This is a genomic window from Pseudonocardia zijingensis (assembly GCF_042657305.1).
GTDB lineage: Bacteria > Actinomycetota > Actinomycetes > Mycobacteriales > Pseudonocardiaceae > Pseudonocardia > Pseudonocardia zijingensis.
Window position 1 is genome coordinate 370762 of record NZ_JBHSKO010000004.1, and the last position, 21088, is coordinate 391849.

The window sequence follows — 21088 nt, forward strand, 5'->3', positions numbered from 1 at the left end:
GACAGCGCGTGCGGGAACTCCAGGACCGGGAGTGGGACCTGGTGCACTCGTGGCTGGACCGCGCTCTGCGGGTGCACCTCACGAGCTTCGTGAACCTGTGCGCCCGCCAGTACCACCACGACCACCCGATGACCACCGTGCTGCGCCGCTACCGCGAGGTCGTGACATTCCTCGACGACCCCCGGCAGATCCGCACCGGAAGCGACTTCGAGACCCGCTCCCTCACGTGCATCGAGCAGCTCCGTCCCCTCATCGGGGAGCTCGCCGAGCGGGATGCCACCTTCGAGGAAGAGGAGCGTGCCCGCGACCCGCTGCTGTGGATCCCGCCGATGACGATCCTCGGCGAAGCAGGCCCCGGCTGGCCCTTCCACCTGGTGTGCTGGAACACGGCGAATGCGCTCGCAGAAGGGGTCGAGACGCCGTACCGCGCCGCCCGGCACATCGCGAACGAGGCGTTCCACGAACCCGACGACCCGTTCGGACTCATCGCGCCGATGACGGAACTCGCCGAGCGTTACGAGGACCATCCACACCTACGGGAGCAGACTGCCGACCAGGTACGGGCGACGCTCTTCGATTTCGTCGACCGCGCACCCTGGCCCCTGGCCGCGAGCTAGTCCTGCGAGTAGGGCCGCACCAATGCGAACTGCGCCCAGCAGCGTGGTCCGCGGCCGCTACTCCCATCGAGCCGCACCTACTGCAGCCGTGTGGGGAGCGGTTCCGGTGGCCACCGGCCCGGCCATGCCCTGGATGGTGCACGCCGACACCAGCATCACCGCCAGCGCCGCCCCCACCACCCGTCGCACGAGGAGAACCGTAGCCGCACGATCACCCACCGGTCACCGCTTTGGCAGAGGTCCTACGGTGGGCGCGTGCAACGCCCTGGTACCCCGAACGGTCAGCCCGACGACGCCGAGCTGCTGAGGCAGTTCCAAGCCGTGCTCGCCGGCATGGATCCGGGCGACGAGCAGGAGATCCTGCAGCAGCTGCTGAACGCCCCTGCGCCGTCGCAGCGGCGCGAACGCCGTGCGGACGTGGTGACCTACCGCGTGCGGGTCGATCTCCTGGAGACCCAGCCGCCGCTGTGGCGTCGCCTCGAAATCACGTCGGACATGTTCCTCGACGAGCTGCACGAGGTCCTGCAGGCGGCGTTCGGGTGGACCGACAGCCACCTGCACCGGTTCACCGATGGCGTCGAGCAGTTCCTCTGCCCGTTCGAGATGGAGGAGCGTGAGGTGGGGACGCCTGAGCACGAGGTCCGGCTCGACGAGGTGCTGGTCGAGCCCGGCGACACCCTCCTCTACATCTACGACTTCGGCGACGACTGGCAGCACGAGGTCCGGCTCGAAGCCGTGCTGCCCCGCGACGAGGGTGCGCCACGCGCGGTCTGCACCACCGGGCGCCGCCCGGGTCCGCCGGAGGACTGCGGCGGTGTCGGTGGCTACGAGCTGCTCGTCGCGGGCACCGACCCGGCTCATCCTGACCACACGGCTGCGCGTGCCGAGTTCGACCGCGTGTACGGCCTCGACGTGCTGGACGGAGGCCTCGCGCCCACACCGTTCGTCATCGACGAGATCAACGTGGCCCTGGCAGCACTCCCGGGGCCCCTGCCCGAGCCGCTCGCGAGTCTCGTGCGCGCCGTGCTCGATCCCGAGGAGCAAGCGCGCGTGCGTGCGCTCGTCGACGCGGCCTCGATCGACCAGCCGACGGCGATCGACGCGGAGACCGCGGCGTGGATGGTCCGCCCGTTCACGTGGCTGCTGGACCGGGTCGGCGAGGACGGCATCACGCTCACCGGCGCCGGCTTCCTGCCGCCGGTTCACGTGGAGGCCGCGATGACCGAACTCGGCATGGCGGACGAGTGGATCGGCAAGCACAACCGCGAGGCCCAGACCATCCCGGTGCTGGAGCTGCGCGAGACCGCGCAGAAGATGGGGCTGCTCCGCAAGAACCGCGGGAGGCTGCTGGTCACGGCGACGGGGCACAAGCTGCGCACCGACCCGGTCGCGCTCTGGCGGCACATCGCGGCGCGGGTACCGCCGAAGTCCTCCGACCCCGGTGAGATCCAGGCCGGTCTGACCCTGCTGCTCGCGGTGGCCGCCGGCAAGACCGGCGACCTCGACGCCATCGTCGCGTGGACCTTGCACGCGATCGGCTGGGTCTGCACCGACGGCGAACCGATCGACAGCGGGCTCGCCGGCCGCATCGCGCAGCCCACCGAAGCGGTGCTCCGGCGGCTGGGTGCCCTGACCGGCGAGTTCTACCGAGGCGACGTCCGGCCGTGGCCGGGTGGGATCGAGTTCGCCCGAGAGGCGCTGCGCACCACGGCATGACCGCAGCGCCGCGTTCAGCTGAACGCGGCCACGACGCCGGTCGGCGGCTGACGCGCCGACGGCGGCTCAGCTCGTGACGAGCGCGCGGCTGAGCGTGCCGAGGACGCGCAGCACCGCGTCCTCCTGCTCCCGCCGCACCCCGGCCGGCCACGGGAGCGTGACCAGCAGCTCGTCTTGCGTCTCGGCGAGCTCGCCGAGCCGGTCGGTGAGCCCTGTCTCGTCGCCAGCGACGACGAGTGCGTCGATCAGCGCGGGCGTCGGCTCGTTGTCCCCGCCCACGGGGAGCCCTGCCGCGGCGAACATCGCGGTGTACTGGGGGTTCGCGGTGAACGGCAGCAGGGCGGCGCGGCCCGCAGCGAGGTGCTCCATCCGATCGGTGGCCACCAGCGCGTTCAGGTGGGTGATGACCTTCGGCGTCGGACGGTCCACGGTCGCTGCGCCGCGGGCCATGGCAGCCCGAGCGACCGCGTCCAGGTGTTCGACCGGCACGTTCCAGGACATGGCGGCGTCGGCCACCGCACCCGCGGCCTCGAACATCCGCGGTCCGAGCGCAGCCAGGGAGATCTCGACCTGCGCCGGGTGCGGCAGTGTCGCGTCGACGGTGTGGAACTCCCCCGCCCGCCGGACCTCACCGTCGGCGACCGCCGTGCGGACGATGTCGACGTACTCGCGCACGCGTGCGGCGGGGCGGCTGACGGGTGTGCCGAAGCCGTTCGCCATCACCCCGAGGTTGCCGGTGCCGATCCCGAGGCGGAACCTGCCGGGCGCCAGCTCGTCGAGGGCGATCGCCTGGGTGGCCAGGTTGAGCGGGTGGCGGGTGAACGCGGGGACGATCGACGTCCCGACCCTGATCCGCGCGGTGCGGGCGAGCGCGGCCGCGGCGATCGTCGTCGTGTCCTGCCCGAGCGGTGGCATCACGAGCCACGCCGTGTCCACGCCGGCGCGTTCGGCCCGCTCGACGAGGTCGAGCGCAGCGGGAGCGTCGTTCAGGAAGAAGCCGATGCCGATCGTGGCGGGGCGGTTCTGCGAGGTCATGACGATCACCTTGGCGCCGCTCGAGCGGGGGTTCGAGTGGCCCGAGTGCCACAATGCGCGAAGATTGGGCCATGCCGACCGCGCGACCGCACCGCATCGCCGTCCTCGCGCTGCCCGCCGTGCTCCCGTTCGAGCTGAGCATCCCGGGACGGGTGTTCGGGGCGGCGACCACTCGCTCGGGAGAGCCGCTCTACGACGTGGTCACCTGCTCGATCGACGGCGCCCCGGTGCCCAGCGCCGAGGACTTCGCCGTGGTCGTCCGGCACGGCCTCGACGCGCTCCGCGAGGCCGACACCGTGATCGTCGCGCCCGTCGAGATCGCCGACGCGGACGAGCACGCGCTCACCGTCGCCGCGGCCGCACTTCGCGACACGGGCGGCCGGCCGCGGATCGCGTCGATCTGCACCGGCGCCGACGTCCTCGCCGCGGCCGGCCTGCTCGACGGCCGCCGCGCCACGACGCACTGGAAGCACACCGCCGACTTCCGCCGCGACCACCCGTCGGTCCAGCTCGACCCGGACGTCCTCTTCGTCGACGAGGGCACGATCCTCACCTCGGCGGGCGCGGCGTCGGGCATCGACCTCTGCCTGCACATCATCCGCCGCGACCATGGCGCCGAGGTCGCCAACCGGGCGGCGCGGGTGTGCGTCGTCCCGCCCCACCGCGACGGCGGTCAGGCGCAGTTCATCGAGCACCCGGTACCCGTGGAGACCACGGCGTCGACCGCCGCCACCCGGGCCTGGGCGCTGGAAAACATCGACCGCCCGCTGACCCTCGCCGACCTCGCCCGCCACGCCTCGATGAGCAGGCGTACGTTCACCCGCCACTTCCGCGACGAGGTGGGGATGAGCCCCAACCGCTGGCTCACCCAGCAGCGCATCGACCTGGCACGACGACTTCTCGAGACCACCGACCTCCTGATCGACCAGGTGGCGGCCCGGGTGGGCATCGGCAGCGCCTCATCGCTCCGGCTCCACCTGAGCTCCGCGCTCGGCGTCGCGCCCAGCACCTACCGCCGGACCTTCCGGTCCCGGGAGGAACGCGTCGGCTCCTGACGTCAACCCGCCGCACGGAAGGCGGCGTACCGCTCCTCCAGCAGATCGCGGTCCGGTCGCTCGGCACGAATCCGAGGGAGCGCCATCAGCGCCTGACCGTGCCTGCCCTTGAGACCGTGCTCGAGCATCGGCCCGTCGATCTCCTCCAGCAGGTCGGCCCGGATCTCGACGACGAGATCCGGGCGGATGCCGAGCACGAGGCAGTCGTACGCGGCGTGGTGGATCTTGCACAGGGCGAGCCCGTTGCGGACTGCCGCGATCCCCGCTTCCTCGCGGTCCGGGATGATGTGCGCGGCGTCGAGGAGTTGCTCGTGACGCAGCGCGCACACCGCGCAGCGCTTCTCGTAGGCCCGCAGCACGGTGGCGCGGAACACCGGCTGGTGCAGCCGGTGCCTGGTCTCGCGCAGGATGTAGCGCCGCACGTGCTCCTCGACCGTGTCGCCGGGAGAGACGATCCCCCGTGCGACGTCGGGATCGATGACGAACTGCTGGTGCTCGGGTTCCTCCCACAGCAGGTAGATCGGGTAGATCGGCTTGTACACCCCCTGCGCGATGCCGAAGAACCAGATCAGCGGGACGCCCTGGCGCATCGCCTCGCGCAGCGCGCGGTTCTCCGCGTGGTTCGGGTCGTCGCCGCGCCACTTGTAGCGGAGCAGGCCGTCGCTGCCCACCTCGTCGGCGTACGGCCGACTGTCGGCGTCCGCCGAATACACGGTGCGGATGGACAGCGCCGAGGTCAGCTGACGAGGCTTGCGGATGCCGCGTTGGGCGTCCATGAGGCGGAACGGGTTGCCGTCGATCGAGAAGTCGAGCAGCTCGTCCGAGGAGATCGGTGTCTGCCCGTCGTTCGTGCGCACGGTGAGCCAGCGCTGGGCCTCTTGCCGGAGAGCGGCATCGAAGTCGTCAGCGCCGGTCATCCGTCAAGCCCCAGCCGGTACCGCTCCGCCGCCAACACCCGCTGCGCCACCGGCACCGACTCGTCGTCGAGCACCTCGGGCCGGTGGTCGGCGGTGTCCACGGCCCTGCGGTCGGCTTCCTTGGCCTCGCTCTTGCGCGCGAACTCGTCGAACAGCAGCCGCTTCCCCTGCTGGATCTCCCGGATCCGCTCGTCGATGCAGTCCTTGGCCAGGAGCCGGTGCACCTGCACCGTGCGCACCTGTCCCATCCGGTGTGCACGGGCGATGGCCTGCTCCTCGGTGCTCGGCTTCCACTGCGGCTCGGTGATGATCACGACGGACGCCGCCTGCATGTTGATCCCCACCCCGCCGGCCTCGATCTGGCTGAGCAGCACGGCGTGCCCGGGTCGCCTCGTGAACTCGTCGACGATCTGCTGCCGGGCCGCCGGGGACACGGAGCCCGTGATCGTCCCGACCACGGCGTCGCCGAGCGTCTCGTGCACCAGCCCCAACGTGTCGAGGAAGTAGGAGAAGACGAGCACCTTCATGCCGTCCTGCTCGGCTTCCTCCACGAGGTCGCGCAGCCGTTCGAGCTTCGCCGAGCTCGGCGTGACGAACGGTGCCCGGCGCATCGCCATCAGGTTCCGCTCCGACACGGCCGCCTCGTAGCGCGCCTGATCGGTGTCGCTGAGCTGCACCCACGACTCGACCTCGATCTTGTCCGGCAGCTCGGTGAGCACGTCCTCCTGGTTGCGCCGCAGGTAGACGGGCGCGACAGCCCGGCGGAACGCCTTCGCGCCGGCGACCGCGTCCGTCGCGTTCACGCTGCGCGCGACCCTCGGCTGCAGGTACCCGACGAGCGTGCGGAACTCCTCCACCCGGTTCTCCATCGGGGTGCCGGTGAGGAAGAACGTCCGCTGCGACCGTCCCACCGCCGCCTGCACCGCCCGGGATCGCGCGGTGTCCGGGTTCTTGACGTAGTGCGCCTCGTCGACGACGAGCATCGCCACGTCGGCCTCGCGCACGTCGTCGGGCAGCCGCGCGAGCGTCCCGAACGTCGTGACGGCCACCCCACCCTCCCGCAGCCAGCGTCGCCCCGCCGCGTCACGGTCGGCGCCGTGGAGGCTGTGCGCGGCGAGGTCGGTGTGCTTCGCCGTCTCGTTCAGCCAGTTGATCTGCACGCTCGCCGGGCAGATGACGAGGAAGCGCCGCTGCCCCTTCGCGGCGAGGTGGGCGAACACGGCGAGCGCCTGGATCGTCTTCCCGAGCCCCATCTCGTCGCCGAGGATCGACCGCTCCTGGTGGATCGCGTACTGCGCACCGAAGACCTGGTAGCCGCGCAGCGTCGAGGTCAGCCGCGACGTGTCCAGCGGCACCGCGCTGATCTTCTGCCGCAGCTCCTCCGGAACGAAGCCGCGGGCTGCCTCCTCGTCCTCGACGCCTCCCCCGACGGTCGAGAGCACCGCGTTCGCGGACGCGGCGTCGGACAGGTAGTCGCGCCACAGCTGGTCCGGTGCGTAGTTGCGCGGGTCGACGGCCTGCTCGCGCGTCCGCACCGTCTCCTGCAGCGCGCGGACGCGCGGGTCGGCGAGGATCGCGTCGAGCTGGGCGAGCGCGTCGAGCGCCGCGTTCTTCTTCGCGCCCCAGGTGACGGCCATCCGCCACCGGCTCCCGGCGCGCTCCGCGTCGGCGAGCAGCGGCGCGACCTGCGTCCGGAACGCCTGCAGCGGAACGTGCAACGCGTTCGCGGCGGCGTCGGCCGCGCGAACCGCGGCGAGGGTGGCGAGCAGCTGGGTCTCGGTGGGGTCGCGACGATCCGGGTCGAAGCGGAACCGGATGTCCTGGTGGACGCTCGCCGCCACCGTGCGCGCGGCCCGCCGCACCTCCTGCACCGTGGCCTGCCCGACCCCGGGCACCTGCTGGAGCCGGTGGTCGGGGGCGTTCAGGATGTCGGCGACGGTCCGGTAGCCGGCCTGCTCGAGCGCTCCGTACCGGACGCCGCGCCCGGCCACCTGCTTGAGCGCGTCGAGCGGCAGCTCCCGCAACCGGCCCGCGACCCGGTCACCGTTGAGGATCTCGACCTGGTGCCGAGCGCTGTCGCGGAGCACCTGCGGCGCCGCCAGCAAGGCCGCGGCCCGCTCTCCGAAGTCACGGGCGGCAGCGATCGTCGCCCTGGCCGCCGAACCGACCTTGCCGCGCACGGCGTCCCGTTGCTCCATCGCTCCGTCCCGTTGATCCGCAAGAAGGTCGGGGATCACCAGGAGATCGTTAACGAATGATCGGGTGCAAGCGACGTGGCTGCTCGTGACCCAGTACACGCCGCAGTACCCGCCGCCCGGCCCCGGGTACTACCTGTGATCTTGCCGAGCGCAGCATCTTGACGAAGGCAGCAAGCGCGGCCGATCGTCCTCTACGGTCAGCTAAGGACGCGACGGCGATGACCAGGGAGCGGTGAGTGGACGCGAGCTCGAGTCGTTGGCACGAGATCACCCCTTCGTCGTTTGCGCACGAGCAAGCAGCACTGCGCTACGTCCGCGACCTCCTCCCCGACCGCACCCCCTATCAGGCCTGGTCGAACTTCTACTTCATCTCGGACCAGGGGCACGTCCGCGAGGTCGACCTTCTGGTCGCGGCGCCGACTGGGCTCTTCCTCATCGAGATCAAGAACTTCAGGGGGCGGCTGAGCAACGACGGTGCGCTGTGGACCCATAAGAATCGCACTTTCGACAACCCGCTCCCGCTCGCCGACTTGAAGGCGAAGGAACTCAAAACGCTTCTTGGCCGGGCAGCGTCCAAGGACCGAGGCATCAAGATCCCGTTCCTGCGCGGGTGCATCTTCCTGGCCGAGCCGCAGATGCAGTGCGACTTGGATGAGGGCCAGCGTGCCCACCTCTACGTTCCCGATGATGCGCGGTCGGCCGACAAGCTGCGAAGGCTCGGCGCCGACCTCCTCCTCGGCCCGGTCAGACATGCGCCACCGCAGCCCGAATTCCTGCGTGCGCTGCCCCGACTACTACAGAAGGTCGGCATCCATCGGACCCGCCGGAGCGTGATGGTCGGGCCGTGGCAGATCGAGCCCAGCCCGTACGACAGCGGCCCGACCTGGCAGGACCATCACGCGACCCGCGAGGATCTGCCGGGCGCCTACCGGCGCATCCGCGTCTACCACTACGAACGCCAGGCCGACGAGGAGTCGCGCGAGTCGGTCCGCCACGCCGCGCAACGCGAGTTCCTCGCGACGCAAGGCATCGAGCATCCCGGCCTCCTCGTGCCACGAGAGCTCCTCCAGCACGAGCTGGGCCCGGCCCTCGTCATCGAGCAGCACAGGAACGCGAAGCGCCTCGACCACTTCATGGCCGACGACGGCGCCGCGCTCGACCTGCCGCAGCGGCTCGGCCTCGTCCGTCAGCTCGCCGAGGCCGTCGGCTACGCCCACGATCGGCGGCTCGTGCACCGGGCCCTGTCCCCGCGGGCCGTGATCGTCGAGCCGGGCCCTGGCGGCTGGGCCGAGCCCCGGCTGCGGGTCGGCGAGTGGCAGTCCGCGGCGCGCGGGCTGTCGTCGACGCACACGACCCACCGGGTGGAGGTCACGACCCACGCCGGGCGGCACGTGGAAGCGGCCGCAGCGGCGTACCTCGCGCCCGAGTTCACCCAAGACGCGGACGGCACGGTCGCCATCGACGTCTTCGGGCTCGGGAGCACCGCCTACCTCATCCTCACCGGGAAGGCACCCGCGAGCAGCCGCGTGGAGCTGGCCGAACGGCTCACGACGGTTGACGGGCTCCATCCCGCCGAGGTGGTCGAGTCGATCCCGTCCGACATCGACGATCTCGTCTTCGAGGCCACCCGCCCCCGCGTCACCGAGCGGATCCCGGACGTCGAGTTCTTCCTCGGTCTTCTCGATGACGCACTCGGGGCATCCGCTCAGCCCGACGAGACCGTCGTCGACCCGTGGGACGCCCAGGCCGGCACCGAGCTGCCCGACGGCTACAAGGTCAAGCGGGTGCTGGGCACCGGTGCGACGGCACGGGCGTTTCTCGTCGAGCGGGACGGCCACCACTCCGTCCTCAAGGTCGGACGGACGGCGGAGGCCGAGGAGCGCCTGGGCGACGAGGCCGTGGTCCTCGAAGGCCTGCGCCACGACCACCTCGTCGTTCTCAAACGCGGTGTCTTCGCGTTGGGCTCCCGGCACGCGATCGAGATCGACTACGCGGGCGAGCAGACCCTCGCCCGCCTGCTGCGCGACGAGGGCGCCCAGCTCCCGGATCAGCTGCAGCGCTTCGGCGACCAGCTCCTCGACGCCGTCGGCTACCTCGAGGCGCACGAGGTGTTCCACCGCGACATCAAGCCGGACAACCTCGGTGTCCGCCGTCATCCCAAGCGCGGCCCCGCACTCGTCCTGTTCGACTTCTCGCTCGCGGGTGCGGCGACGACCGACATCGCGGCCGGGACGCGCGGCTACCGCGACCCCTTCCTCGGCACAGCCCGCCGGCCGACGTACGACAGGGCTGCCGAGCTGTACGCGGTCGCGGTCACGCTGCACGAGATGGCCAGCCTGGAGCTACCGACCTGGGGCGTCGACGGCACCGACCCGCAGTTCGTCGACGAGGTGACGATCTCCTCGGAGATCTTCGACGCCGGCCTGCGCGAACCGCTCACTGCCTTCTTCCGCACGGCCCTGCATCGCGACGCGGACTCCCGCTTCCCTACCGCAGGTGCGATGCGGCAGGCCTGGAACCGCGTCTTCACCGCGATGGACGAGCAGGGGCCGGCCCGCACGTCACACACGCCCACCGACGACCCGGAGGAGCAGCGCGACGAGGCCGCAGCCGCGGCAACCGCGAGCACTGCACTCGACGCGGCCGGTCTCTCCCTGCGCGCGGTGGCCGTCGCGCAGCGGCTCGGCGCCGACACGGTCGGCGAGTTGGTGGCGATCCCGACGCGAGCGCTGTGGCGGGCCCGGGGGCTCTCCCGTGCCACCCGCCTGGAGCTGGTCAAGCGGGCGAGCGAGTGGCGCCGGACGTTGCCGGTGTCCGAGTCCGCGCCACCGGCGCCCTCGGTCGACGCGAGCGCGCAGTCCGGCCTGGACACTCTCGCAGCGCGCCTGCTTCCGCCTGCCACGAGGCGAGGCGCCGACCAACGGACGATCACGCGCTCGCTGCTCGGGCTGCCCGACGAGAACGGCGCACTACCCAGCACCCGCTGGCCGAGCCTCACCGAGCTGGGAGCCGCGCACGGGCTCACCCGCGCCCGGATCAGCCAGCTGACCCAGAAGCGGCGGCTGGAGTGGTCCTCCGACGCGACGCTGGGCGAGATCCGGGACGAGATCGCGGGGACGCTGCGCGGTCTCAACCGGGTGGCGGCCGCGAGCGAGCTCGTCGAGCAGCTCCTCATCTCCCGGGGCTGTGATCGGGAGGAGGACCCGGAGCGACGACGCGCATGCGCCTACGCGGTGCTCCGCGCCGTCGTCGAGGCGGACAGCAACCTAGAGGAGCCGCTGTTCGCCACACGCCGGCATCACGACCGGGTTCTCGTCGCCCTGCAGGTCGGCGACGACGAGTCGTACGACACCCCGAACGACGCCGAGCTCCTCGATATGACGGTCGCGCTCGCCGACGAGGCCGTCCGGCTCGCAGGGAGCGACCCGCTCCCGACCCCGGTCGCCGTCGTGCGGGCGCTGGAGGCCATCGCCAGGCGACACGACCTGGTGCCGGGTGAGCAGCGGCTCGTCCAGCTCGCCGCCGCCGCGACCGGCACCGTGCTCGCCAACGCGCGGCTCGAGCTGTACCCCCGCGACCTCGATCCGATCCGGGCGTTGCGGCTCTCGCAGGCGGGCGCTGGAGTCCCGCCGGAGGGTCTGGCCCCGGAGGCACTCGTCCGGCGAGTCACGGCGCGCTTCCCGGGACTGAACGGCTTCCCCGACGGGCCCGACCTCGCCAGGATGCTCCGCGACGCCAGCTTCGACCTGCGCTGGGACGGCCACCGGCTCCGGCCGATGACGACCGCGGCTGCGTCGAGCACGTCGTTGTCGCACACGTCCGCGGGCGGCATGCAGGCGCAGGCGCAGCCGGCCGCCGAAGGGCCCGATGCGCGCCTGGCGTACGCGCTCCGCCACGGCGGTGTCCGGGTGGTCACCTTCCGGCGGTCACGCTGGCCGGCGACCCGCGCGCACGTCAGTGCGCTGGCCGAAGTGGACGCCGTCGACGCCTCGGCCGCGTTCGTCGAGGCGCTGCGCGCGGTCGCACGGGAGCGGAAGATCGCGAGCTTCGACGTCGTCCTGCGCGCCGACGCTCCGGACGCCGACTCCCGGGCCCGCACCAACCTCCAGCTGGTGGTCGGCGAGGCATGGGCACGCCTGGATGACGCGTGGTCGGGCGCCGACGTCCTCGTGCTCGACGCACTGACGCCGTTCGGCCGATACCCGGGCGGAATGGCGCTGCTCGACCGCGGGCTCGACGCCGCCCGCCGCGGCGGACGCAACCGCGGCCCGCGGACGGTGATCCTGCTCTGCGCCGCGCAGGACGAGCACGAGGCGCCCCGCATCGGAACGCAGGCTGTGGGGCTCGAGACGTCCGAGGAATGGGTCATCGCGCCATCGAGCTGGTCGCGGGCCACGACGACCGTCGCGTGACTCCGGTACCGAGGGCAGGCCGGTGCTGCGCACAGTGAGCAACCTGTAACGATCGGCCCGCTTCACCACGAACGGGGCGGTGAACGCGAGGGGAGCACGATGATCGACTCGAAGGGCCTGCTGGCGAACCTGCAGAAGCAGGTGCGGCTGCTGGAGGCCGATATTGCCGAGCAGCTCAAGGCCCTGCCCGGCGCCGAGGGGATCCTCAAGGAGGAGCACAGGGACGAGCGCAAGGCCCGCCGCACAGCGGCCGAGTGGCCCGAATGGCGCGACGCCCAAGTCACCCAGATCGCCGTCGCGTGGGTGCTAGGCACGGTGTTCCTGCGGTGGTCGGAGGACAACCGCCTGATCGACCCCGTGCTCTCCGGCCCCGGCGACCGCCTCGCCGCCGCCGAGGACGCGCAGGTCGAGCACTACCGCCGCCACCCCGAGCACAACGACGGCGACTGGCTGGCCGAGCAGTTCGAGGTACTCAAGAACACCGACGCCGGAAAGCTCCTCTTCCACGAGGAGCACAACCCGATGTACTGGGTGCCGATCTCGCACGACGCAGCGAAGGAGCTCGTCGCGTTCTGGCGCAGCACCGACGGGCACCGGTTGCAGCACGACTTCACCGACCCGGACTGGGACACACGCTTCCTCGGCGACCTCTACCAGGACCTCTCCGAGGACGCGAAAAAGCGCTACGCCCTCCTGCAGACCCCGCGGTTCGTCGAGCGCTTCATCCTCGACCGCACCCTCACCCCCGCGATCGACGAGTTCGGCCTCGACGGCCTGCGCCTGATCGACCCCGCCTGCGGCAGCGGCCACTTCCTGCTCGGTGCGTTCGAGCGGCTGGTCGAGGCGTGGCGGGAGGAGAAGCTGGGACTCGACGCCTACGAGGTCGTGCGTCGGGCGCTGGACTCGGTGCACGGGACTGACATGAACCCGTTCGCGGTCGCGATCGCCCGGTTCCGGCTGCTCGTCGCCGCGCTGAAAGCGGCAGGGGTGAGCACTCTCGCGCAGGCGTCCGGCCAGAGCTGGCGCCCGATCGTGGGCTGCACCGACTCGTTGCATGTCCCCGAGCGCGAGCAGTCCTTCGCCGAGATCGACATCCAGGTCGGTCGCGCCCGCTGGGAGGACGTCGACGACTTCGCGGACGCGCGCCTACTCGTGTCCGGTAGCTATCACGCGGTGGTGACCAACCCCCCGTACATCACGGTGAAGGACCAGACCCAGAACGCCTCCTATCGCAGGCAGTGGTCGGCGTGCCATCGCCAGTTCCAGCTGACAGTCCCGTTCGCGCAGCGCATCTTCGACCTGGCCCGCCGCGCTGGCGAGGACGGCCTCGGCGCCGGCTACACCGGGCAGATCACCTCGAACGCGTTCATGAAGCGCGAGTTCGGCACGAAGCTGGTCGAGGAGTTCTTCCCGAGAGTCGAACTCAACTATGTGGTCGACACCTCCGGCGCCTACATCCCCGGCCACGGCACGCCGACTGTGATCCTCATCGGCCGACGGGCCGCACCCAGCCGGCGGAACGCCGTGCGTGCGGTGCTCGGGGTGCGAGGGGAGCCTGACCAGCCCGCCGACCCTGAGAAGGGGCTGGTGTGGAGCGCGATCGAAGCTCAGGTCGACCATCCGGCGAGCGAATCGGACTGGGTGAGTGTGGTGGACATGCGGCGGTCGCGGCTCGCCCGGCACCCGTGGTCACTGTCGGGGGGCGGCACCGATACGGTCCTTGAGGCGATCAATGATTGCCCCCGGCAACTCGCGCAGATCGTCAATTCAATTGGTCGAACCACGGTCGTTGGCGAAGATGACGCTTGGTACTACTCCTCAGCTTCAGCCGCGCACCGAGGCGATGCTCACTGCCGTGTTCGGCGGTTCGTGATAGGTGACGCAGTACGGGACTTCTCGATATGGAACAAAGACGTCGTCTTGAATCCCTACCTCGATGACGTCAACAGCGTTCCGGTCCCGCAAAATGACCCAATTGTTCGCCGACTTTACCCATTGCGGACCCTGCTACGAGGTCGAATCGTCTTCGGCAAGACATTTACTGATCGCGGCCTGCCGTGGTGGGTGCACCTGGAGAGCTATAGCGCGAAACTGAGAACATCGCTGTCGATTGCGTTCGCGTTCGTAGCGACGCATAACCACTTCGTACTGGACCGGGGCGGTAAGGTGTTCAAGCAGTCTGCCCCCGTGATCAAATTGCCGGAAGAGGCGAGTGAGGACGACCACCTGGCACTCCTCGGGGTACTGAACTCCTCGACGGCGTGCTTCTGGCTGAAGCAAGTTAGCCAAGACAAGGGAAACCGCGGCGGAGAACGCTCGACTGGGCGATACGCCTGGGAGAGCTACTACGAGTTCACCGGTACGAAGCTAGAGCAATTCCCACTTCCTGTCGACCTCCCGCTCGCGGCCGGAACCCACCTGGATTCCCTCGCCCAGCAACTCGCTGCCACGACTCCGGCCGCGATCGCCGATAACGCCTCCCCGACCCGCGATCGCCTGGCCACCGCCCAGGACGACTACGACCGTATCCGCGCCGAGATGATCTCTACTCAGGAGGACCTGGACTGGGACGTCTACCACCGCTACGGCTTGCTCTCCGATTCCGAGGGAGCCGAGGCCGTGTGGTCCGGCGACCCAGTTCCGATTCGACTGGGCGAGCGGGCGTTCGAAATCCTCATAGCCCGGAAAGGGACAGTCGACGAGGCTGAGATCCAGTGGTTCTCCCGCCACGGCTCCACCCCGATCACCGAGTTGCCCGCGCACTGGCCCGACGACTACCGCCGCTGCGTCGAGGCGCGGATCGCGCTGATCGAGAAGCGCCGCGATCTCGCGCTGATCGAGCGGCCGGAGTGCAAGCGGCGTTGGGCCACCGAGAGCTGGGAGAAGCAGCAGGAGCACGCGCTGCGCACCTGGCTGCTCGACCGCCTGGAAGCCCGCGACCTCTGGTTCGCCATCGACATGAACGGCCAGGAGCAACCCGCACCGCAGACCGTGCGGTCGCTCGCCGACCGGGTCCGCGGCGACACGGACTTCGTCGCCGTCGCCTCGCTGTGGGCCGGGGACGCGCTCGGGCGCCCGGATGCGGAACTGGCCGAGGTCGTCGGCGCCCTCGTCGACGACGAGCACGTCCCGTTCCTCGCCGCCTACCGCTACAAGCCGGCGGGCCTGGCGAAGCGCGCGCAGTGGGAGCACACCTGGTCGCTGGAGCGGCAGGAGGACACGATCGCCGACCGGATGGGCCACGACGACGTCACTCATCCCGAGGTCCGCAAGGCGATTGCGACGGAGATCGGCGTCGTCCCGGTCCCGCCCAAGTACGGCTCCGGCGACTTCCTCCGCGGCAGCTACTGGTCCCAGCGCGGCAAGCTCGACGTCCCCAAGGAGCGGTTCATCTCCTACCCTGCCGCGAGCCGGGACGGCGACGGCAGCCTGCTGCTCGGCTGGGCCGGCTGGGACCACCGCGAGAAGGCCCAGGCCCTCGCGGTGCTCATCGGGCAGCGCCGCGGCGAGGACGGGTGGCCTGGCGAGCGAGTGCAACCCCTGCTGGCCGGCCTGCTGGAGGTGCTGCCGTGGGTGCACCAGTGGCACTCCGAGATCGACACCGTCTACGGCACCGCCCCCGGCGACGCCTATGACGGATTCCTCGACTCCCAGCTCGGAGAACTGCACCTCAGCCGCCAGCAGCTCGCGGAATGGCGCCCCAGCGGTCGCGTCGACGTCGCCCCCCTGCCCCGGCGGTCGGCACCTCGCCAACGCAACGGTGATGGCGCCGCAGCGAGGCCGCGCCGTCCACGATCCGCTCCCGATCCGGCTCACCTTGATGCCGTGGTCACCGCGGCGGCGAGCGGACCGCTGTCGAACGAGCAGATCCGCGACCTGACCGGCCTCGACGCCGCCGGATCCCGTGCCGTCGCCCAGCACCTCGTCGCCGAAGGCCGGCTCGTCACCACCGGCCAGCGGCGCGGCATGCGCTACCTCTTGCCCTGACCTGTCACGAAAGGTTTGACCGTGGCCGAGAAGTCGTTCGACCGGATCGACGTTCGCCTGGACGAGGTGAACCTCTCGCTGCTGGGTTACGACATAGTCGATGCGCAGGCGAGACTTGTCTACGAGTACGACAAGTGGGGCAAAGAGTACGAGTACGAGATCCACTGGTCGATCCGAGGCCGATACGACCCGGAGGAGTGGCGGGACCGCTTCTCGCGCGACTGGGCTCCCCGACTGGCCCCGATCCTAAGAGTACCCGAACTGGGATCGGCGGATGTCGTCTACTACATCGGCAAACTCAATCGATCCGACAAGGTCGTCAAGATCTCGGATCGTCACAGACTCTGCGTGAGGAAGAAGTGGATCGATCCCGGCGGTGTCACTGCGACCCTCACCGCTTACGACGTAGCTAATGTGGACTATGATCTCGTGCCACTCGTTCTTGGCTCAAGGGCGGTCTCCATCGAGACGGTGGTCGAGCCGTCGAGCTGCGGATGTCAACCCCGGGTGAACCAGGCCCACGCATCGATCGGTAATGAGCCTGATAGGAAGGATCCGTTTCTGCAGTTGTTCCTGTCGGGATCGATGGAGCTGTGTGAAATGAGGAAGGCGCGACAAGAGTATCAAGACGGGCTGAGATATCAGCGGGACCGTTCCTATCGCTACTACGAGGAGCACCGGCTCCCGCGCCTCGGCATCGAAGTCCTCGACGAGACCGGATTTCTGCTCGAGGAGGATGATGACGTCATCGATCTCGAGGCGCAGATCGATCGAGCCGACGGGCCGCCGATGCGGCAGCCCCGGTGGATTTCAACCGAGCGTTGGGATCTGGACCGCTTCTCGGCGCCGCCGGCCCGAGTGATCGTCCGCTTTCGCGGTGGTGACCACGACTGATGGTGATGGGTGCAGTTCGCGAGCTTCAGTCCAAGTTGGTCGCAGAGTTCCACACCTCACCCGATCTCTTCGAAGAGATCGCGCGGATTGAGGCTCTCCTGGCCGAAACCTACCGGGATCGATTTCTCTACGAGCTCTTGCAGAACTCAGACGACGCAGGTTCCACGGAAGTCCGAGTCGACCACTCGTCCGCCACCTCGCTCACCTGGGAGAACGACGGCCGTCCCTTCACCTCGGCTGATATCGAGTCGCTGTGTCGCAGCGCGCGGTCCACCAAGGAGCGCGGCGGCGGCACCATCGGCTATCGAGGGATCGGGTTCAAGTCGCTCGCAGCGGTCGCGGACTCGATCGAAGTCGCATCCAGCGGAGTGCGCTTCCACTTCGACCGGCGCCGATCCTCCCATCTGGTGGGCGGTACGAGCACCATGCCGCTGATCAGGATACCGGTCGACATAGCAGGAAGCGACGTGACGCGAGGTGCTCGCTTCACGCTCGCCCTGCGGCCCGACGCTCATGTCGACGTCGACAGCATTGATCCGCTCGCGTTGCTGTTCCTCCGCAACGTCCGACAGCTCACCCTCGTGGATGTTGCAGGCCGGCAGGCCGTGATCGGCACGCGCCGCGACAACAACCGCGTCACGCTGTATCGAGACGGCCACCCCGACGCGGCCTTCGAGGTTCGCGACATCGGCGCCGGTGCGCAGCTAGCCGTGCCCCTCGACGCGGCAGCACTCACCCTGGCCGGAGCAGGCGGACGGCTGAGCTGTTTCCTTCCGCTTGCCGATGCCCTCGGGGTTCCGTGCGTCGCCTCCGGCATGGTCGTGACCGATCCCTCGCGCACCCACGCGGTCGTCGGAGACCCCGCAACGATCACAGTGGTCGAGGCAGCCGCCCGCGCCGTGTTCGGCATCCTCGGTGATTCGGCTGACCCGTTGTTCGACCGGATGTGGGAGCTCTGCCTGACGGCCGAGGACCCGCGCGCGACCCTGAGCGCGCCAGCAACATCCGTGAGCCACCGTTTCTGGTCCAGGCTGCGCGATGCAGCCAACACCGACCCGCTGACGATTCGGTACTCCCCGGTCGGCTACACGAACGCGGAAGCCGATCTCGTGCGGCCCCATGGCGCCCCCCGCGCTCTGTATGCCGAGCAGCATCGCGGTGCGGCCCGAGCACTCAAGGCCGTGTTCGGGTTGGCGTCGGCCGACGTCGCGGCCGACGCCGGTCGAAACTTCAGCCGGCTGTCGCCGGACACCCGAAAGCGGGCGGCCGAGCACATCCGGTCGACTGCCGACGCCTTCGGTCGATCCTTGACCCCGGCCGAGCGCCACCTCGTCGAACAGGTCGAGCCTGAGGCCGAGATCGCTTCTCCCGAACCGGTCCCTGTCGCGTCGAGAGCCGGCTCACCGTCATCCACGATGGCGGATCACATGCACATGTGGCGGGCTGCTGAGAAATCGACGATGACGTACCTCAACGATCGCGGGTGGGACCTCGACGATGTGAGCCAGCAGAACCTCGGCTACGACCTGACCGGTCGCGACCCGGACGGGCACCCGGCGTTCGTCGAGGTCAAGAAGGTGGACAGCCCCGACTCGCGATTCGCGGTGACCAGCAACGAGATGTCGTTCCTGCAGTCGCGACCGGACTCTTACTGGTTCGCAATGGTTGTGGGGCAGGGGCGCGGGACCCTGCTCTACATGATTCGGGCAGGAACAGCCGATCTCCCCTTCGAGCGTGTGTGCCGGCGTTGGGACTGGGAGTGTGCGGACTGGTCTCGCTCAGGAGTAGTGATCTGACGCCGACAGGAAGCGGGCCCGCCCGCCCCCGGACGGGGATGATCAGAGCTGGTACCGGCGGCAAGACGCGATGTGATTTCGAGGAGAGAGCGTGGACAAGAAGTTCACCAGCAATGACATGCCGCTGAGCGACCTGCTCAACCGGGCGCACAGCGGCGCCCTCCAGCTGCCTGACTTCCAGCGCGGCTGGGTCTGGGACGACAACCACATCTCGAGCCTCCTGGCCTCCGTGTCGCTCTCCTACCCGATCGGTGCGGTGATGACGCTGCGGACCGGAAATCCCGAGGTGAAGTTCAAGCCGAGGCTCCTGGAAGGCGTCGCCAGGGCGACCCTCGACGAGCCGGAGTTCCTGCTCCTGGACGGGCAGCAGCGCACGACCTCTCTCTACCTGGCGCTGCGCTCCGGTGAGGCGGTCCCGACCCGCGATGCGCGCAAGAATTCGATGACGCGCCGCTACTTCGCCGACATCCGCGCCTGCATCGATCCCTTCAAGGATCGCGAGGAGGCCATCCGCTCGATCCCCGCCGACGGGCTGGTTCGGAACTTCCGCGGTGAGACCGAGCTCGACCTCTCGACTCGGGAGGCCCAGGTCGCGGCGCAGATGTTCCCACTCGACATCGTCCTCGATCCCACCGCCACGATGAGGTGGCAGCAGGACTTCCTCGCGCCGGACCCGGGGGAGCGGTTCCAGACGTGGGCCGCGTTCCACGAAGCCGTTATCGCGCCGTTCCTGCAGTACCGGGTCCCCACCATCGAGCTCACGCGCGAGACGCCCAAGGAAGCGGTCTGCCAGGTCTTCGAGAAGGTCAACACCGGTGGTGTCTCGCTGACCGTCTTCGAGCTGCTGACGGCGACCTACGCGGCCGACAACTTCAACCTCCGCGACGACTGGGAGAAGCGCAAGGCGGCCTTCGGTGCCTTCAGCCTGCTCGACGAGTTCCCCGAGACCGACTTCCTGCAGGTCGTCACCCTCCTCGCCACGAGGGACCGCCGGGCGCGGTACGTCGCCGAGCATGCCTCCGACGACCGTGCGCCAGCAGTGTCGTGTAAACGCCGGGACGTCCTGAAGCTCGAACTCAGTGACTACCTCCGGTGGGCGGAGGAGGCGACCCCGGTGTTGTCCCGGGTGGTCCGCTTCCTGCACGGCGAGCGGATCTTCACCGCGCGCGACCTCCCTTACGCCAGTCAGCTCGTCCCGCTGACAGCGATCATGACCGCGCTGGGGGACCGTGCCGAGAGCCACGGCGTCGTCCAGCGGCTCCGGCAGTGGTTCTGGTGCGGTGTGTTCGGCGAGATGTACGGCGGCTCCACGGAAACGCGCTTCGCCTACGACCTGCAGGACGTCGTGGCGTGGATCGACGGCGGCGACGAGCCGCGGACGGTGAAGGAGTCGCAGTTCCAGGCGGACCGGCTGATGACCCTGCGTACCCGCAACAGCGCGGCGTACAAGGGCCTCTATGCCCAGCAGATGAAGCGGGGTGGGCGGGACTTCCGCACCGGATCCACGATCGACCTGCACACCTACGTCGACGACGCGGTCGACATCCACCACATCTTCCCGAGGTCCTGGGCGGCCCAAAACGGCATTTCCGAGTCGATCGCCAACAGCATCGTCAACAAGACGACCATCGACGCGCGGACGAACCGCCGCATCGGCGGCGCATCGCCGAGCCGGTACCTCGCGCGGATCGAGTCGAGCGAAGGCACCAGCCCGGAGGACCTCGACACCATCCTGCGGTCCCATGACATCGACCCGCTCGCACTGCGCGCCGACGACTTCGCCGCGTTCTTCACGGCCCGCTTCGAGCGCCTGCTGAAGCAGATCGAGGAAGCCACCGGCAAACCCGTGAACCGCTCGGCCGACGGGTCCGACAACCCGTTCGCCGCTGCGGAGAACGCGTCGAAGAACGTCACCGATGAGATCAGGCGAGTCATCGCCGCGGGCGAGAGCAAGGTCGTCGAGTTCAAGTCCACCGGCCGCAAGAATCTCCGCACGGGTGAGAAGGACCCGGCGATGGAGTACGCCGTCCTGAAGTCGGTCGCCGGTTTCATGAACACCCACGGTGGGACGCTCCTCGTCGGCGTCGCAGACGACGGCGCGATCGTCGGGATCGAGGAGGACTTCCCCTTCCAGGGGAACAAGCGGAACGTCGACGGCTGGGACCTGTGGCTTACAGACATGCTCGCCGCGTCACTGGGCAAGGCTGCGGCCACTGACGTCTCCATGAGCTACGCGACAATTGACGACCGCACCGTCGCGAAGATCGTCGTCGGCCCGGCCGCTCAACCGGTGTTCGCGACTGCGACCAAGGGTGAGCGCAAGCCGGTCTTCCTGGTCCGGATCAACAGCTCCACACGCGAGCTTCTGGGGCAGGAGGCTCACGACTACCAGCGGAAGCGCTGGCCGTCGTAGGTGCATGCGCCGAGGAACTACCCTGGCGCAACATTGCGAGGAGGGAAC

11 protein-coding genes are annotated in these 21088 nt (G+C 69.5%); 8 read left to right on the forward strand and 3 right to left on the reverse strand.

The window, feature by feature from the left end; translation table 11 throughout:
• The first annotated feature begins 8 nt into the window (after positions 1-8).
• Positions 9-617: a hypothetical protein gene (locus tag ACFPL3_RS11680; protein WP_343939797.1), complete on the forward strand. Its 609-nt coding sequence runs from the start codon at positions 9-11 to the stop codon at positions 615-617.
• Positions 618-872: 255 nt separating this feature from the next.
• Entirely contained in the window at positions 873-2333 is a 1461-nt protein-coding gene (locus ACFPL3_RS11685; RefSeq protein WP_343939799.1) for an IS1096 element passenger TnpR family protein, read from the forward strand.
• 66 nt (positions 2334-2399) lie between these two features.
• On the opposite strand, the gene ACFPL3_RS11690 is transcribed toward ACFPL3_RS11685, so the two are convergent.
• On the reverse strand, positions 2400-3368 hold the full coding sequence (locus tag ACFPL3_RS11690; RefSeq protein ID WP_343939801.1) for an LLM class flavin-dependent oxidoreductase: 969 nt from the start codon (positions 3366-3368) through the stop codon (positions 2400-2402).
• 71 nt (positions 3369-3439) lie between these two features.
• Between ACFPL3_RS11690 and ACFPL3_RS11695 the strand changes: the two genes are divergently transcribed.
• Entirely contained in the window at positions 3440-4423 is a 984-nt protein-coding gene (locus tag ACFPL3_RS11695; protein WP_343939803.1) for a GlxA family transcriptional regulator, read from the forward strand.
• 2 nt (positions 4424-4425) lie between these two features.
• Here ACFPL3_RS11695 and ACFPL3_RS11700 read toward each other — a convergent pair whose 3' ends face one another.
• Both ACFPL3_RS11700 and ACFPL3_RS11705 read right to left on the reverse strand, forming a co-directional pair.
• Positions 4426-5340, reverse strand: coding sequence for an HNH endonuclease (locus ACFPL3_RS11700; RefSeq protein ID WP_343939805.1), 915 nt, complete (start codon positions 5338-5340; stop codon positions 4426-4428).
• On the reverse strand, positions 5337-7538 hold the full coding sequence (locus ACFPL3_RS11705; RefSeq protein ID WP_343939807.1) for a DEAD/DEAH box helicase: 2202 nt from the start codon (positions 7536-7538) through the stop codon (positions 5337-5339). The genes ACFPL3_RS11700 and ACFPL3_RS11705 overlap by 4 nt, the downstream gene beginning before the upstream one ends.
• 236 nt (positions 7539-7774) lie before the next feature.
• On the opposite strand from ACFPL3_RS11705, the gene pglW reads away from it, so the two are divergent.
• From pglW to ACFPL3_RS11730, 5 genes are all read left to right on the forward strand, one after another.
• Positions 7775-11950, forward strand: a complete 4176-nt coding sequence (gene pglW / locus ACFPL3_RS11710) for a BREX system serine/threonine kinase PglW (protein WP_343939809.1) — start codon at positions 7775-7777, stop codon at positions 11948-11950.
• 99 nt (positions 11951-12049) lie between these two features.
• Positions 12050-15937: a BREX-2 system adenine-specific DNA-methyltransferase PglX gene (gene pglX / locus ACFPL3_RS11715; RefSeq protein ID WP_343939811.1), complete on the forward strand. Its 3888-nt coding sequence runs from the start codon at positions 12050-12052 to the stop codon at positions 15935-15937.
• A 21-nt stretch (positions 15938-15958) separates the two neighbouring features.
• Positions 15959-16831: a hypothetical protein gene (locus ACFPL3_RS11720; RefSeq protein WP_343939813.1), complete on the forward strand. Its 873-nt coding sequence runs from the start codon at positions 15959-15961 to the stop codon at positions 16829-16831.
• Positions 16831-18627, forward strand: coding sequence for a protein NO VEIN domain-containing protein (locus ACFPL3_RS11725; RefSeq protein ID WP_343939815.1), 1797 nt, complete (start codon positions 16831-16833; stop codon positions 18625-18627). Before ACFPL3_RS11720 ends, ACFPL3_RS11725 begins: the two co-directional genes overlap by 1 nt.
• 91 nt (positions 18628-18718) lie before the next feature.
• Entirely contained in the window at positions 18719-21040 is a 2322-nt protein-coding gene (locus ACFPL3_RS11730) for a GmrSD restriction endonuclease domain-containing protein (protein ID WP_343939817.1), read from the forward strand.
• Positions 21041-21088: the final 48 nt, after the last annotated feature.

Bases quoted from the DNA above. Each gene is read 5' to 3' on its own strand.
- ACFPL3_RS11690 (WP_343939801.1), bottom strand. From the start codon at position 3,368: ATGACCTCGCAGAACCGCCCCGCCACGATCGGCATCGGCTTCTTCCTG.
- pglX (WP_343939811.1), top strand. From the start codon at position 12,050: ATGATCGACTCGAAGGGCCTGCTGGCGAACCTGCAGAAGCAGGTGCGG.
- ACFPL3_RS11725 (WP_343939815.1), top strand. From the start codon at position 16,831: ATGGTGATGGGTGCAGTTCGCGAGCTTCAGTCCAAGTTGGTCGCAGAG.
- ACFPL3_RS11705 (WP_343939807.1), bottom strand. From the start codon at position 7,538: ATGGAGCAACGGGACGCCGTGCGCGGCAAGGTCGGTTCGGCGGCCAGG.
- ACFPL3_RS11695 (WP_343939803.1), top strand. From the start codon at position 3,440: ATGCCGACCGCGCGACCGCACCGCATCGCCGTCCTCGCGCTGCCCGCC.
- ACFPL3_RS11700 (WP_343939805.1), bottom strand. From the start codon at position 5,340: ATGACCGGCGCTGACGACTTCGATGCCGCTCTCCGGCAAGAGGCCCAG.